The organism is Burkholderia sp. LS-044, from assembly GCF_004803625.1.
Lineage (GTDB): Bacteria > Pseudomonadota > Gammaproteobacteria > Burkholderiales > Burkholderiaceae > Burkholderia > Burkholderia cepacia.
In genome coordinates this window covers 404,295-419,234 of record NZ_SSWO01000001.1, presented here as the reverse complement: position 1 = coordinate 419,234, position 14,940 = coordinate 404,295, and the positions used below count along the sequence as shown (strand labels likewise).

Annotated in this window: 17 protein-coding genes; 9 read left to right on the top strand and 8 right to left on the bottom strand. The window is 64.7% G+C overall.

What is annotated here, in order from left to right:
* Nucleotides 1-15: 15 nt before the first annotated feature.
* A complete protein-coding gene (pip, locus tag E9536_RS01845) occupies nucleotides 16-948 on the bottom strand; it encodes a prolyl aminopeptidase (RefSeq protein ID WP_136469174.1) in 933 nt (310 codons plus the stop codon).
* Nucleotides 949-1,237: 289 nt separating this feature from the next.
* On the opposite strand from pip, the gene E9536_RS01840 reads away from it, so the two are divergent.
* The 8 genes from E9536_RS01840 to E9536_RS01805 all read left to right on the top strand — a co-directional run bounded on the left by E9536_RS01840 (nucleotide 1,238) and on the right by E9536_RS01805 (nucleotide 6,781).
* Nucleotides 1,238-1,486, top strand: coding sequence for a helix-turn-helix transcriptional regulator (locus E9536_RS01840; RefSeq protein ID WP_059696484.1), 249 nt, complete (start codon nucleotides 1,238-1,240; stop codon nucleotides 1,484-1,486).
* Between the two features lie 7 nt (nucleotides 1,487-1,493).
* On the top strand, nucleotides 1,494-1,649 hold the full coding sequence (locus E9536_RS01835; protein ID WP_230942755.1) for a LuxR C-terminal-related transcriptional regulator: 156 nt from the start codon (nucleotides 1,494-1,496) through the stop codon (nucleotides 1,647-1,649).
* Nucleotides 1,650-1,817: 168 nt separating this feature from the next.
* Complete coding sequence (locus E9536_RS01830) at nucleotides 1,818-2,180, top strand: hypothetical protein (protein ID WP_059696483.1); 363 nt, start codon at nucleotides 1,818-1,820, stop codon at nucleotides 2,178-2,180.
* Nucleotides 2,181-2,290: 110 nt separating this feature from the next.
* Nucleotides 2,291-3,601: a DUF2589 domain-containing protein gene (locus E9536_RS01825; protein WP_136469173.1), complete on the top strand. Its 1,311-nt coding sequence runs from the start codon at nucleotides 2,291-2,293 to the stop codon at nucleotides 3,599-3,601.
* A gap of 61 nt (nucleotides 3,602-3,662) precedes the next feature.
* Nucleotides 3,663-4,514, top strand: a complete 852-nt coding sequence (locus E9536_RS01820) for a hypothetical protein (RefSeq protein WP_136469172.1) — start codon at nucleotides 3,663-3,665, stop codon at nucleotides 4,512-4,514.
* 4 nt (nucleotides 4,515-4,518) lie between these two features.
* Nucleotides 4,519-5,160, top strand: coding sequence for a DUF2589 domain-containing protein (locus tag E9536_RS01815; protein ID WP_059696478.1), 642 nt, complete (start codon nucleotides 4,519-4,521; stop codon nucleotides 5,158-5,160).
* Nucleotides 5,157-5,396: a hypothetical protein gene (locus E9536_RS01810; RefSeq protein WP_136469171.1), complete on the top strand. Its 240-nt coding sequence runs from the start codon at nucleotides 5,157-5,159 to the stop codon at nucleotides 5,394-5,396. Before E9536_RS01815 ends, E9536_RS01810 begins: the two co-directional genes overlap by 4 nt.
* A gap of 233 nt (nucleotides 5,397-5,629) precedes the next feature.
* Nucleotides 5,630-6,781 carry an acyltransferase gene (locus tag E9536_RS01805; RefSeq protein ID WP_124838321.1) on the top strand — a complete coding sequence of 384 codons (1,152 nt, stop codon included), beginning with the start codon at nucleotides 5,630-5,632 and terminating at the stop codon, nucleotides 6,779-6,781.
* A 36-nt stretch (nucleotides 6,782-6,817) separates the two neighbouring features.
* On the opposite strand, the gene E9536_RS01800 is transcribed toward E9536_RS01805, so the two are convergent.
* Together E9536_RS01800 and E9536_RS01795 are read right to left on the bottom strand one after the other, a co-directional pair.
* Nucleotides 6,818-7,642, bottom strand: a complete 825-nt coding sequence (locus tag E9536_RS01800; protein ID WP_186468174.1) for a multidrug ABC transporter ATPase — start codon at nucleotides 7,640-7,642, stop codon at nucleotides 6,818-6,820.
* Between the two features lie 131 nt (nucleotides 7,643-7,773).
* On the bottom strand, nucleotides 7,774-8,343 hold the full coding sequence (locus E9536_RS01795; RefSeq protein ID WP_136469170.1) for a GNAT family N-acetyltransferase: 570 nt from the start codon (nucleotides 8,341-8,343) through the stop codon (nucleotides 7,774-7,776).
* Between the two features lie 216 nt (nucleotides 8,344-8,559).
* Between E9536_RS01795 and E9536_RS01790 the strand changes: the two genes are divergently transcribed.
* Nucleotides 8,560-9,054 carry a GNAT family N-acetyltransferase gene (locus tag E9536_RS01790; protein WP_168799487.1) on the top strand — a complete coding sequence of 165 codons (495 nt, stop codon included), beginning with the start codon at nucleotides 8,560-8,562 and terminating at the stop codon, nucleotides 9,052-9,054.
* Between the two features lie 454 nt (nucleotides 9,055-9,508).
* Here E9536_RS01790 and E9536_RS01785 read toward each other — a convergent pair whose 3' ends face one another.
* From E9536_RS01785 to E9536_RS01765, 5 genes are all read right to left on the bottom strand, one after another.
* A complete protein-coding gene (locus E9536_RS01785; RefSeq protein WP_247873403.1) occupies nucleotides 9,509-9,973 on the bottom strand; it encodes a lysozyme inhibitor LprI family protein in 465 nt (154 codons plus the stop codon).
* A 244-nt stretch (nucleotides 9,974-10,217) separates the two neighbouring features.
* Entirely contained in the window at nucleotides 10,218-11,282 is a 1,065-nt protein-coding gene (locus tag E9536_RS01780; protein WP_027791320.1) for a 2-aminoethylphosphonate aminotransferase, read from the bottom strand.
* Complete coding sequence (gene aepY, locus E9536_RS01775; RefSeq protein WP_136469168.1) at nucleotides 11,282-12,463, bottom strand: phosphonopyruvate decarboxylase; 1,182 nt, start codon at nucleotides 12,461-12,463, stop codon at nucleotides 11,282-11,284. The genes E9536_RS01780 and aepY overlap by 1 nt, the downstream gene beginning before the upstream one ends.
* Nucleotides 12,460-14,145: a phosphoenolpyruvate mutase gene (gene aepX / locus E9536_RS01770; protein ID WP_060315171.1), complete on the bottom strand. Its 1,686-nt coding sequence runs from the start codon at nucleotides 14,143-14,145 to the stop codon at nucleotides 12,460-12,462. The genes aepY and aepX overlap by 4 nt, the downstream gene beginning before the upstream one ends.
* Nucleotides 14,142-14,909 (bottom strand): phosphocholine cytidylyltransferase family protein, encoded by a 768-nt coding sequence (locus E9536_RS01765; RefSeq protein WP_027791322.1) that lies wholly within the window; start codon nucleotides 14,907-14,909, stop codon nucleotides 14,142-14,144. Before E9536_RS01765 ends, aepX begins: the two co-directional genes overlap by 4 nt.
* Nucleotides 14,910-14,940: the final 31 nt, after the last annotated feature.

Sequence of the window (14,940 nt, the reverse complement as noted above, 5' to 3'; positions counted from 1 at the left end):
GCCCGATGGCGCGCCTTAGTTCGCGAACCGGTCCGTGGCCGCGATCAGCGCCTCCAGGATCCCCGGTTCGTTGTACGCATGCCCGGCGCCGGGCACGATCTCGAACGTCGCATCCGGCCAGGCCTTCGACAGCTCCCATGCGGTGCGAGCAGGCGTCGCGACGTCATAGCGGCCCTGCACGATCACGCCCGGAATGCCGGCGAGGCGATGCGCGTCACGCAGCAGCTGGCCTTCCTCGACGAAACCCTGGTTCACGAAGTAATGATTCTCGATCCGCGCGAACGCGAGTGCGTAGTGGCCGTCCGCGAAGTGCGCCGCGAGTGCGGGGTCGGGCAGCAGCGTGATCGTGCGGCCTTCCCAGATGCTCCACGCGCGCGCCGCTTCGAGCTTCGCGGCTTCGTCGTTGCCGGTCAGCCGGCGATGGTAGGCGGCGATCAGGTCGCCGCGCTCGGCTTCGGGAATCGGTGCAAGGAAGGCTTCCCACAGGTCGGGGAACAGCCACGACGCGCCTTCCTGGTAGTACCACAGCACTTCCGTGCGGCGTATCGTGAAGATGCCGCGCACGACCAGCGCGCTCACGCGCTCCGGGTGCGTTTCCGCATACGCGATCGACAGCGTGCTGCCCCACGAGCCGCCGAACACGAGCCACTTTTCCGCGCCGACCATCTCGCGCAGGCGCTCGATGTCGGCAACCAGATGCCACGTCGTGTTGTTCTCGAGGCTCGCATGCGGCGTCGAACGTCCGCAGCCGCGCTGGTCGAACAGCAGGATGTCGTAGCGCTCCGGATCGAACAGGCGGCGATGGTCGGCGCTGCAGCCGGCGCCGGGGCCGCCGTGCAGGAACACGGCGGGCTTGCCGGCGGGGTTGCCGCAGCGCTCCCAGTAGATGCGGTGGCCGTCGCCGGTGTCGAGATGGCCGTGGGCGTAGGGTTCGATCGGTGGGTACATGACGTTTCCTGATTGAAAGGTCGGTGGGGTGCCGGGCAACCGGTGCCGAAAGCAGTACGCCATTATGCCCAACTCGCCGAAATGGCGCGCTTCGGTTCCGGCATGCCGCACGGCTGTCGTTCCTGTCGATCGGCATTGAAAAATCCGTAAAAAAACGCATCGCATCATTCACGCATTCCGATTCAATATGTCGTTGTGTTTCATGCGCGTGCCACGCATGAAATGCACTCATGACACTGGCCATGCGTTGCGAATCAACGAGAAATCAAAATAATTCCGGGGATTGTGAATGGTTAGCGATTCTCTGACGAGGAAGGAGCGCGAGATCGTGTCGTTGATCGCGCGGGGGATGCGCTGTACGGAAATTGCCGAGGCATTGGGGGCCGCGCCGATGACGGTGCGCAAGCATCGCTCGAACATCGTGCGCAAGCTCGGGCTGACGGGCACCGCGCAACTCGTCGCGTATGCGGTCGAACATGCGCCGCCGCTCGCGGACGACCTCTCTCCTTGCGAAGATCGCCGCGCTCGGGCCGCGTGAGCGGGATGTGCTGCGCCTGATCGGTGCCGGTCTCGCGAGCAAGGAAATCGCAAGGTTGCTCGATGTCAGCCCGCGCACGGTCAGCAAGCATCGTGAAAACATCATGCACAAATTGTCCATTCACGAACTTGCCCGCCTGATGAAAATCGGCCGCGAATTGTGATTCCGGCGATTCGCTTTTCACTACGCAATCGGAGGTATTGAGCAGCATTCGCATTCGGCGCAATTTGAATGGCGGGCGGATATTGCGTTGCATTCGCCCGCGGACGGGAGAATGCGCGATATTCCGAGGGCGAATTCACCCGGTTTTCTTAATGAAAAGGAGTGAAAAATGGAAAGCGAAAATGTGATTGTCTGGAAGGACGATCGCGCCACACAGGTCGAAGTGGCGCAACTCGTCAATCGATTCGCCGGGGAGATCCTGGTCGACGTCACCGACGCACAGCAGGTCAAGGAGTGGACGAAGCTGCTCGAACCTCGGGCCGCCGACGATCACGCGGAAGGGGACACCGCGCTGTTCACCTGGCCGTTTCGTCCCGTGCCGAACGCCGCGATCTACGGCGGCGTGGTGGTCACGACCGTCAGCACGTTCGCGTTGCTGACCGGTTTCGCGATCTGGCGGCGCTACAGCGTGGATGCGGAGCTTTCCGCAAACCGCATGCGTTTCCGCCTGCGCCCGCCGCCGCGCCCGTAACCGCCGGCCCGGCCGCCGCCCGCCGAGGGCCGGCGGCCGCATGACGTACCGCACGCGCCGGCGAGACAGCACGGCGGCGCGTGCGGAACCGAAATCACAGGAGATCAATCATGCCAGTTGACAATTCGGCGGCCGAGTCCGCCCGGAGTCTGTTGAACGGGATCGACTACAGCGCCCTGATCGGCGGCCCGTTGCAGGCCGCGATCACCGCGCAGGCGATGGCCGCGAAATCCACCTACGAGTTCATCGACAAGGTCGGCCTCACGACCGACACCGACGGCGTGAAGCAGGCCGTCAACGTCACCTTCCTGTACCAGAAGGACGGGCAGATGGTGAAGCTGATCGTGCCGCTGCTGACGATCGTGCCGGTGCCGCTGATCCTGGTCGACGAAGTGACGATCCAGTTCAAGGCGAACATCAACGCGGCGGCGTCGTCGACGTCGGAAGAGTCGAAGTCCGAAGCGATCGCGGGCGAACTCTCGGCGCAGGGCAAGATCGGCTGGGGGCCGTTCAGCCTGTCGGCGCAGATGAAGGCCAGCTATTCGAGCAAGAAGGATTCGAAGGCGACGCAGGACTCGCGCTATTCGGTCGAGTACACGCAGGACGTGTTCGTGCATGCGTCGCAGGCCGGCGTGCCGGCCGGGCTCGCGACCGTGCTCAACATCCTGTCGAGCGCCGCGACCGGCGCGAGCCGCAACGGTGACATGCAGGTCAGTCCGGCGCTGTCGACCGTGATGTCGGGCGATCCGTCACAGCAGCAGATGCTGCAGGTGCGCCTGCAGAATTCGAGCGGGCTGTTCGCCGGCAATACGGAAGTCACGTTCCAGATCGATCCCGCGCTCGCGGACAAGTTCCGGATGAGCCGCGCGCCGTTCGGTTCGACCATCCCGTTCGATGCAGCCGGCAAGGTCACGTCGTTCAAGACCGACGGCGACGGTTCGTTGTCCGTCCTGTTCTGGGCGGAAGGCGAGGTCGACGCGCAGGCGATCGACCTGACGGTGTCCGCGTCGATCCCCGCGCCGGACAGCGGCAAGGTCGATGCGAAGTCGGTTGTCGTGCCGGTGCGCGTGCTGCACCGGCTGCCGCCGCCGTCGGCGCCGTCACTCAAGAGCGCGCAGGCGACGCTCTCGATTGCCAAGGGAGACTCCGGCAAGGACGTGCTGACCGCGCTTAAACCGGACGGCACGCCGGCAGTGGGTGTCGAGCTGAAGTTCGCGTTCGACGCCGGCGGTGCGGGGTTCGAGGTCACCGCGAACGGCGACAGCGTGAAAGCCGATCCGCCGCCGAAGACCGACGCCAACGGCAAGGTCGAGATCGATTGCAAGGCGCTCGACGACACCAGCAAGTCGGTCGTGACCGTCAGCGCGACGATCGACGGCGCGGGCGTGTCGACGAGCCTCACGCTGCAGGCCAAGCCCTGATCCGTCCGATGTGACAACCCGCCCGCGCCGGCCTGCCGGCGCGGGTTAGAGGAGAACACCGATGACCAATCTGCGGGATATCGCCGCCGCGTTCCTCGACAGTCTCGCGGGCGCGCAGCACGAAGCGAACCTGTATTCGAAGCGCCTCGCCGTGAAGTATCGCGAGGATCCGTTGCTCAAGTATTTTCCGGTGCCGAACGGCCTGCTCGACGAAGCGGACGTGACGCTGCGCTTCGCGGTGCCGCCGGGCGCCGATGGCGATGAACGGGCATCGCGGCTCGACACGGACACGCTGGCGGCCGATGCGCTGCCGTCGCAGGTCGCCGTCGCCGACCTGGCGACGGAGGCAGGCGCACTGCTGCTGCGCGATCTCGCCGGCGCGCTCGGCCGCGTGCGCGGCGCGCGCGGTGCGGCCGGTGGGGGCGCCGACCCGGCGCACGACCGGATCGACGCGTTGCGTTCGTCCCGCGTCGTGCGCGAGCTGGGCGGCAACCTGCACGCGTTGCTCGGCGACGCACTGACGCGGGCCATGCGCGGCACGCCGCCGACGCGCGATGCGCTGCGTGCGGGCCTGCTCGACGTGCTTCACGCATCGCTGGACGACGGCCTGGCGGACGTGTTCGACGCGCACGAGCGCGCGGATGCGGGACACACGTCGTTCGAGGGGACAGTCGACGCGAACTGGGATGCACTGCGCGGGCTGATCGAAGCGGCGGCCGAGCGGCAGCGCGGGATCCAGGCGGAGACCGCGCGCGTGCCGTCGCTCGCGGTGACGCTGGACCCGGCCGCGCTGCAGGGTATTCCATCCGAATTCGTGCAGACGCTGACGCTGCGCGCGAAGCTGCGCAACTACAAGTGGGTGCTCGTCGGCGAAGGCGGCCGCGAGCGCGACGAACTGGTTGTCACGGAGTGATGCCATGACCGATTCCATCAGCCCCGTCGTCGATCTGCAGTACCTGTTCGCCGCACCGATCGAGGCCGTGATCGAGGCGGACTTCATGGCCGCGCGCCAGTTCGTCCGGTACGTCCGCGAGTTCGGCTTCGTGCGGAAGCCGTCCACCGGCTGCGAGCCGAGGGAGCTGGACGACAGCGACTTCGGCGAACTGCGGATGATCACGTTCTTCTACGAACAGGTGCTCGGCAAGGACAAGACCGAATGGCGCCGCGTGCAGGTTCCGGTGCTGTCATTGATCCCGCTGCCGCTGCTCGAAGTGAAGACCGCGACATTCGATTTCGGCGTGCGCCTGCTGCTTGCCGAGCGCGTGAAGGCGTCGTGCGCGATCCCGCTGCTGCCCGGCGATGCGGACGATGCCGCGCCGCGCCAGTATCGCTGGAGCGCCATGCTCGCACGCGGCCGGCCCGAGGCCGGCGGCCAGACGCGCGAGGACGTGTCGCCGTTTCTCGAGGCGAACATCGGCGCGAAGGTCGAGGTCGGGCAGGCCGGCATCCCCGCCGGTATCGGCAACCTGCTGGCGCTGCTGGGCATGAATACCCAGGTCGGCGGCGCGGGCACCCAGGCCACCGGCGAAGGTGGCGATCACTCCAGGAGGGAGTCATGAAGACGAGCGAGAAGATGCTGAACGACGCACCGGGTTTCATGTGCCCGGTCTGCATGCGCGGGCGGGTGAAGTTGTCGCTGGCGGATTTTCTCGGCAACAGCGAGGTCCGCTGCCCGATGTGCGGCACGCCGTTCCAGATGGACAAGACGGGCTGCGCGGAACTGGTGGATCGGCTGCAGGATCTCCAGGTCGCGCAGCAGAACGTCCGGTTGCTGGAGAAGAAAGTCGACCGGTGAACGCGCCGCCGCGATCTTGCCGCGTCCCGTTGATCGTTGCGCCGCAGCAGGCGGCCGGCGCTGCGCAGCCCGCCCCGGACGTCCAGCCGGGGCGGCTTGCATTGGGGGGGCGGGATTTTTGAAGTAATTTCATTCGGATATTTTTCATACAAAATCCCGGCGGCATATCGGCGTGCCGAAGCGGGGGCGGCGCCGGTCTGCTGCCCATCCACCGTGCCGACGGAAACCAGCCGATGAACCATCGCGTCACGCAGTTGACCGGATTGCGCGCCGTCGCGGTGGCGATGGTCGTGGTCGGACACGCCGAGCACGTGCTGCCCGGCGGCTACACAGGCTGGTACGCGCCGTTGCGGCTGATCGCCGACGGCCGGCTCGGCGTGCTGATCTTCTTCGTCCTCAGCGGCTTCCTGATCACCAACGTGTTGCGCGCCGAATTCGCGCGCACGGGCGGCATCGCGCTGACGTCGTTCTACGTGCGTCGCGCGCTGCGGATCTGGCCGGCCTGCTACGTCTATCTCGCGGCGGTCGCGATCGTGGCTTTCGCCGGCTGGTTCGACGTCGACCGGCGGCAGTGGCTGTATGCGGCGCTGCACCTGTGGAACTACTCGGCGTGGTTCGGGCTGACCGGCGACAACACGTTGCATCCCGACGGTGCGTGGTATCTCGGCCATTTCTGGTCGCTCGCGCTCGAGGAACAGTTCTACTGGTTCTGGCCGCTGCTGTTCGTGTACGGCATGCGCCGCGGCGGAACGCGCTGGCTGGCCGCGCTGATCCTGGTCGTGCCGCTCGTGCGCGCGGTCACGTACTTCGTGGCGCCCGCGCTGCGCGGGCAGCTCGGGATGATGCTTCACACGGGCGTCGATCCGATCCTGATCGGTTGTTATGCGTCGCTCAACCGCGAACGGCTCGAAGCGTGGATTCGCTCGTGGCGCGGCGGGACGCGCATCGTGACGGCGATCATCGTGGTCGTGCTGATCGGCGGCCCGCTCGCCGAACACCGGTTCGGTGGCTTCTGGAACGCGACGTACGGCGTGACGCTCGAGGCGGCGCTGATCGCGATCGTGATCGTCGTGCTGAATTTCCACAGCGAATTCTGGTGTGCGAGATGGTTGCGTGCGCAGCCTGTCGTGTTCGTCGGCACGATCTCGTTCAGCCTCTATCTGTGGCAGCAGCCGTTCGCGAATCCGGATCTGCCGGTTGCGCATGCGTTTCCGCTTGGGATCGTGTGGGCGCTGATGGCGGCGACGGCCAGTTATTTCCTTGTCGAGAAACCGTTCCTGCGGCTGAAGGATCGGTATACGGCGCGCGAGATGCGACGGGGGCGGGAGGAAGCGCGGCTCAGGCCGGCGTCGGGCGAGGCGATCGGGGCGAAGGTGGTGGAGTAGATGGGTGGGGCGGTGTTACTGCGGCCCCGCTTACCGTTATTTGAACCGCTTCTTTGAGGCAGGCGAATACCAGAAGTCCCGGTACATATCGCTCCCGTATGATTTGCCGTCGTATTTGACGACCGTGCGCACGGTGCGTTTTCCCGCGTCCGGTTGCTTATCGTCGTTGCTTTCCGCGTTCATCACGTGTGCCGTAATCGACAGGTCCGCAAAGCCGTTGTGCGACGTCTTCTCGACCGCAATCGTCATGCGGGCGGACTCGCTGCGCAGGTCACTGGTATCGGGGCCGCACGCGGTGCCTGTGGTGGCGACCCAGCCATTGAGATTGGTACCAAACACGGGGCGGATACGGGTGCCTTCGCGAATCCACAGTGTCAGTTCGTTCTCCATGTAGGCATCTGGGCAGCTCGGTCCGTGCGCGGTGCTGCTGAACACGACGCCGAATGCCCGTACATCGGGCGACAGCCGGTACGGCGCAGTATCGATGCGATAACTGTTCTCGCCGATCTGTATCGCCGCGTCCTCCTGAATCACCGAACGCTCGGCCGCCACGACCTTGCCCCCTTCGACGAGCGCGACGACCTGCAGCTTTTCGCTATCGTCGGGATTCTTGCTCTTCGGCAGCGAATCGAACGCGACGGCCGCGATCGTCGTTTCGGGCGCATTCGGCATGACCTTGCAGGCCGCCGCGACGACGAGCCGGTCCGCGTCACGTGTGGCGATGCGGGCGCTCGCGATGCCGGCCCAGCGGGCGACGGCAGTGACAGTGTCGTCGTCGCAAGGCTGGCTGTCGGCGGCGTGAACGATGGGGGAGGCGGCGAGCGCCAGCAACGGGGCGAAATGGAGGATTCTCACGGTCATGATGGAAAGAGGTTCTTCATGGATGTCGAGGATGTCGCTTACCGACGGCGGATTCAAACCGTCGATGCAACGAATCACTACATGGCTCAGACGAGCGGCAGAAAGCGGCCGAATAAGGTCTGACAGCTTGCTCAGTCGTTCAATTCAATGCGATAGCGGAGCGTCTCGGCGAATCCGTAGGCTGCCGGCTTTCTGAAGCGCTCGATCAATACGCCATTGCACGCAGCGATTACCCTCTGCGAGGCGATATTCTCCGGATCAACTGTTAGTTCGACATAGGGCAGGCCTTTTCCCTTTGCTTCGCCCAGCATCAAATCGAGCGCCTGCGTGGCGTAGCCGTTGCCCCTCTTCCACGGCACGACCGAGAAGCCGATATGTCCGAGTACGTACGACGGCAATTCGGCAGTTCCGGCCTGCCAACGAAATCCGATTGCGCCGCTGAAATCACCGTCCCATATCCAGCGGACAATGCTCGGGAGCCGCGCGACAGTCGAGCCATCGGGTAAGGGAATCGGACCGCCCGATGCAGTTGGATCGTCCAGTCCGTCCACGAATCGCTCAGCATCTACGTCAATAGCGTCCAATTGTTCGCGCGCAGCGATCTCCTTACGGACGTTGTCGGGCGACCATCCTGCCTCAAGCGCCGCAACGTAGCTCGGCAGCAAGGCGGTCGTAGGTCTCAACAGTTTGATTGCGCTCATGCTGATCGGTGCGTGTCTGGGAAGATGATTGCCAACAGTTTAATCGGCGGCGTCGAGCATCTCAAAATGGCCGACCGCCACCTGATGCGGTCGGCCGAACCCGACCGGAAGAGACACTCAACTTCCCATGAAGCGGACGCTAGCGCCATGTTGCGCTGCGTGTGTTCATGGGTAAATCGACTTAGAATTACGCCTCACACTTCGAAAGAGCGCCTGATGGTCACAGTCCGCGCACTCAGCGGCGATTCGGATAACGATTACGCGAACGTATCGCGCGTCTTTATCGAAGCTGCCTCTTATACTCAACTGGTCGAAGGACGGTCACCCTCCAAAGAAGATGTTGATGATTTCTTCTACGGCAAGCCTGCAGGCAAAGATGGGGGAGATAAATCAGTCTTCGGCTTTTACGTCGGGCCAGACATGGTTGGCTGTGCCGACGTGATTCGCGCATATCCAACTGACGACTGCATCTGGATCGGACTGCTGTTATTTTCCGATGCGTACCAGCGTCATGGTTACGGAAAGACTGCGTTGGCGTTGCTCGATGCTATGGCGCGTGAGTGGGGCTTCCGCAGGGCGCAACTCGCGGTCGTTTCAACGAATCCGCGTGCGTTCGCATTTTGGCAGCGCGAGGGATTCGAGGAAATCAGACGGACGACCAATCAGCGATTTCTCGGCGAGCTGATCGTCATGGAGCGACCCATTCCGTAGCTGCGTCGAATGGCTCAAACTGGCGGTGGTTTGATGCAGTACAGGCGGAAATTGGCGGCCGCTCCTGACCGGAAACTGCCCGATATGCCCGGCGGAGTAGCTGACAAGAAGCGCCCAGGGCGAGGGCGTCGCGGACGTCTCATTGAATCGGTGAACCTCCGCGAGCACGAGTTTGGCCGACTGCCATTCCGGACGTCCCACTTGGGCTTCGCGTGCCTCCAACGCCAACGTGATCACTTCGACCAGCTGCCGCTCCGGAAGCGAGGTCAGGGCATCCACAAGTTCTCGATTTTGCAAAAAACTCATCGAATTAACGATCCTGTCCAATCAACGAGGTGGCGACGGCAGATGCATCGCTTTCGGGGCGTCGCGGACGGCGCTTTTTTGTTCGTTAAGCGAAACCCTCTCTCTAATATCCGCCGACCTGGTGATGCCGTCGTCATCTGGCGCTGCGCTAATCATGGCTCAATTGCTTGAGCCACGCGTTCAATTCACGCGTCCGATCACGTGTTCTGTCGATTTCGCAAGTCAGTAGATCAAGATTACGATCCGCGCCTGCCTCGTTTATCAGATACCAAGCGGCACACTCTTTATCGAGAAAACGGACCCATTGACGCTGAGCCTCGACGAATTTCACCTTGAGTGCCGGATAGTTGACGTACTCGTCACGCGGCCGAGACATCGACTTCAAAACCTTTTGGTAAGTGCGGTTCAACTCGTCATCCGCTTGCTGAAATTCGTCTTGACTACGCTGCAGCAAGCACTCGGGCGCCACGCTGTCAGGTGCGCAACTCTGTGCCTGTGCAGAGGTGAACCACGAAAATGTCAGCGCCATGGCGACCCCGAGCGCTGCGCAACGACGGCCGGATGCCGATGCGTGGATATGCATTCTTGCTCCCACTGCTGTTTTTGCATTCATGTGGCGATCGGAGTAATTCGGGCGTCGATCGTGGTCGACAGCACCGACTGAAGCACATATCGTTGGCTTGCTTTAAACAAGCGCGGCCAATTTTGTAAAAGCCGATTGTCAACGAACGACTCGATCATGTCGAGTGACTGAGAGTGGTGGCGGACTCAGCCACCCAGAGTTTCCGAAAAATCCGCAAAGAATAAAAAAGGCCCTTCCGAGAAGGGCCTTTCATGGACGAAGGTACGAGCGACACTTACCGCGTCAGCGCCGTAAACCCTTCCAGCAACCGATCGACATCAGCCGCCTGAATCGCGCCCATCGTCGAAATCCGGAACAGTTCCTTCGACAGCCCGCCTTGCCCCGCGTAGATCACGAAACCACGCGCCTTCAAGCCGTCATGCAACGTCTCGTACGTCACACCCTGCGGCAGCCGATACGCGCGCAGCACGACCGACGATTCACCTTCCGGCAGCACGAGCGGCATCCCGCGCGCCGCCAGTCCGGCCTGCGCCTGATCGGCGAGCGCCTTGTAATGCGCATGACGCGCGCGCCAGCCGCCAGCCTCATCAAACTCGCGCAGCGCCTCGACGAGCGCGTAATACGCGTGCACGGAAGGCGTGAACGGCGTATTCCGCTGATCCTGCAGCTTTGCCAGGCGACCGAGATCGAGGTAGTAAGTGCGGCTTGCAGCCTTCGCGAGCGCGCTGCGGCGCACGATCACGAACGCCGCGCCCGGCACGCCGTGCAGGCACTTGTTCGCGGTGGCGGCAACCGCGTCGATGTCGCCGCCGGCGAAGTCGATCGCTTCCGCGCCGAAGCTGCTGACGCCATCGACGAGCATCTTCACACCACGCGCACGGCACACCCCGGCAATCGCACCGAGATCGTTCAGCCGGCCCGTCGTCGTCTCGTGATGAATCACGGCGACATGCGAGTACCCGCCCGCATCGAGCCGTGCGGCGATCTGCGCGAGATCCGGCGCCTGCATCCACTCATGCTTCAGCACGTCATGCGCGATCCCGTACTGCGTCGCGATCTGCGTGATCCGCTCGCCGTACACGCCGTTCTCGATCACCAGCAGCTTGCCGTCCTGCGGCACGAGGGCCGCGATCATGCTTTCCACGGCGGCCGTGCCCGAACCCGTCATCAGCGCGGCGGTCCATTCGGCCGGATCGAGCTCGTACGCGGCAACGAGGCGCGCACGAGCTTCGTCCTGCAGATCGAAGAATTCGCTTTCGCGATGGCACAGGTCGGGTTGCAGCAGGCTGCGGCGTACGCGTTCGGTGAGCGTGACCGGGCCGGGGTTCAGCAGCAGCATCAATGGGCTCCTTCAACGTGGGCTTCGGTCTGCGCGGCGCCGATGTGCCGCATCAGACGGGTCTTGACCTCGACCGGCGTGACGGTCGGGCGGGGCAGGCCGTCGGGCACGCCGGTGCGGATCGCCAGGCGCACGAACTGCGCACCGTCGCTTGACCCGGCCAGCGCCGTGTCGAGCACGTCGAGCGTGTCGCCTTCGACCGCCGACGCGTAGCCGCACGCCGCCGCGACACCCGCGAACGACACGTGCTGCGACACCGTTGCCTGGCCGCCCGTCGATTCGTGCGCGCCGTTGTCGAGCAGCACGTGCGTGAGGTTCGCCGGGCCGTAGGTGCCGAGCGTCGCGAACGCGCCCATGCGCATCAGCGCGGCGCCGTCGCCGTCGACCGCAACGACCTTCAGGTCGGGTCGCGCGAGCGCGAGGCCGAGCGCGAGCGGCGTCACGCAGCCCATCGAACCGACCATGTACAACTGGTTCGGGCGATCGTCGATCGCGTAGAGTTCGCGGCCGCAGAAGCCGGTCGATGCGAGCACGACGGTCGAATCGACCGGCGTGTGCGCGATCACGCGCTGCAGCGCGTCCTGGCGGGTCGGCCAGGCTTCGGCCGACGCGGCGCGCGACGACGATTGCGCGGCGACATGCGTGCGCGGCCTGGCTGCCGGGTTCGCCTTCAGCTCATACGGCGCGACGCTGCCTTTCTGCATCACGAGCGCGTACGGGCGGCCCGTCGCGTCCATATGCGCGATCGCGCGGTCGAGTGCCGGGCCGACCTGTTCGGGGTCGGTCGGGAACGTCTCCCACGGGATCTCCATCGTGTCGAGCATCGCGGGCGTGATCGGGCCCATCAGCGCGTGCTGCGGCTCGTCGGATACGCCCGGCTGGCCGCGCCACGTGACGATCAGCAGCTGCGGCAGGCGGAACGTCCAGGTCAGCGACGTGAGCGGGCTCACCGCGTTGCCGAGCCCCGAGTTCTGCATCATCGCGATGCCGCGCTTGCCGCCGAGCGTCGCGCCCGCGATCAGCGCGACCGCGTCGCCTTCGTTCGCGGCCGACACGTAATTCAGCGTCGGGTCCTGCAGCACGTAATTGATGAACGGCGTCAGGTACGAGCAGGGCACACCCGCGTACCAGTCGAAACCGCGCTCGCGCGCGGCTTCGACGAACTGTGCCGCTTCGATCATTGCGCGCCCCCGTTGCCGGTGCCCGGTTCGGACAGCGGCGTCTGGCCGTGCGCGAAGTCGCCCGCGCGGCGGAAGTCTTCGAGATCGTTCACACCGCGCCAGTGGCCGTGCACGTACTGCACCTCGATCTTCTCGCCGGCGGCGATCAGTTCGTTGAGCAGCGACGGGATGTCGAGCGTGTCGAAATCGTCGCGCGCCTGCAGCGTCGCGAGCATCGTCTTCAGGCGCTCGACACCGGCACCGCGCACGTTCAGCAGGCCGATCCAGCGGCCGTGCGGCGTACCCGTGGCGACGTCGCTCGATACACGTTGCAGGTAGGTCTTCTGGCCGAACAGGCCGCGATCGTCCGCCGCCGAGCACAGCGCGAAATCGCGCACGCTCTGGTTGGTTTCCGTCAACGACGAATCGACCACCACGCTGAACTCGGCCTCGCTCTCCGCGAGGTCGCGCACGATGTAGCTGCGGAACAGCAGGTCGCCGTACGAGATCACGGTGTCGCCGGTCAGGCGTTCGGCCGCACATGCGAGCGATGCGAGTTCGCCCGTCTGCGCATGGCGTTCGTTGACCACGAGCTTGATGCCCGACGTGTCGATCGCGTCGGCGCGATAGCCGCCGACCACGGTGATGTCGTTCACGCCGTGCGTCTTGAAGCCGTCGACGAGCCAGCGCAGCAGCGGCTTGCCGGCGACCGGCAGCATGACCTTCGGCTTGTCTTCGGTCACGGCTTCGAGGCCCTTGCCGCGGCTCGCGGCGAGCACGATCGCCGCGTTCGACGCGCGCGACGACGACGACAGGTAGATGCGCTCGGCCGCCGAGTATTCGTCGGCATCCTGCAGGCGGAAGATCTCGTTGACCGATGCCACGCGGTCCTCGACGTTGATCAGCGTTTCGCTCTCGTGGATCTCGCGCGCGGTCGCCTGCATCGCGGATGCCGACGCGCGGATCAGGTGGTTCGCCCAGATCACGGTGCTGATGCCGGCCTGGCGGAACACGTCGGTCGGCGTGCTGTAGTACTTGGTCGGCACGATCACGAGCGGCGCCTTGCCGCTCCATTCGCGCGCGAACTGCAGGATCTCGTCCGGGCGCGACAGCTTGCTGTGGATCAGGATCGCGTCGGCGCCGGCTTCCGCGTACGCGTTCGCGCGACGCAGTGCCTCGTCCATCCCCCAGCCTGCGATCAGCGCTTCGACACGCGCGACGATCGAGAAGTCGGGATCGGTCTGAGAATCCTTGCCGGCCTTGATCTTGCCGCAGAACTCGTCGATTTCCGCGAGCGGCTGGCGCTCGCCGCCGATGAAGCTGTTGGTCTTCGGGAACTGCTTGTCCTCGATACAGACGCCGGCGATGCCGCGCTGCTCGAGCTTCTTCACGAGGCGGCGCACGTTGTTGAAGTTGCCGTAGCCGGTGTCGCCGTCGAGCAGGATCGGCAGGTCGCTCGCGTCGGCCATGAATTCGAGCACGTCGACGACCTGCGTCCAGCTCGCTTCGTTGTTGTCGCGCACGCCGAACTGCGCGGAGATCGCGAGGCCCGATGCCCAGATGCCCTTGAAGCCGGCCTCGCGGACGATCCGTGCGGACAGGCCGTTGTGCGCTTCCATCAGGAATTCGAGGTCGCTGCTGACGAGCATGCGGCGCAGGCGGGCGCTGCGCGATTCGGTGAAGTTGGGTTCGCGTGCGTTCATCGTGCGACTCCTGCGGTGGTGCGTTGAATCAGGGGGAGGATTTCTTGGGTGGCGCGGGCGACGTCGTTCGGGAAGTCGATCTCGATCCACGGCGAGCCGGTGACGTCGGCGACGTCGAACGAATGACCGCCTTCGAGCAGCAGGTCGCGCACGGCTTCCTCGTGCGGCATGTTCGCGCGGCCGCTGTCGACGTAGCCCGCGACGATCGTCGCGAGGCGGCGCGCGGTGCCTTCGGTGAAGCGGAAGAAGCCGACCGATTCGCCGATCGTGTCGTATTCGAGGTCGACCGCGAGCTGCTTGCGCAGCTCGACCGGCACGCCGTTCTTCAGGCACAGCTTGACGGGTTCGTCGCCGGCCTCGAAGTCGCGGTCGATCAACAGGCGATCGACCGCCTTGTCGGCATCGGCCACCAGCGCGTGCAGGATGTTCTCGTCATACAGCACGTCGGCGTCCATCAGCAGCACGTCGCCGCCGCGCGTCATTGCATCGGCGACGGTATGCACGGTCAGCACGCTGCCGAGGTCGTAGCGTTCGTTGATCACGATCTCGGCCTGGCGGCCGAGGCGCTTCAATTCCTGCTCGACCTTCCCGGCCTGGAAGCCGAGCCCGAGCACGATTTCGTCGACGCCCGCGGCATCGAGCACGCGCAGATGGCGCTCGAGCAGCGACACGTCGTCGAAGCGCAGCAGGCACTTCGGGAACTGTGCCTCGGGCGGTTGTTGCAGGCGCAAGCCGAGGCCTGCCGCAAGAATGATGGCTCGCATGGGTTCTCCAACCAAAAAGCCGGCGGATCTG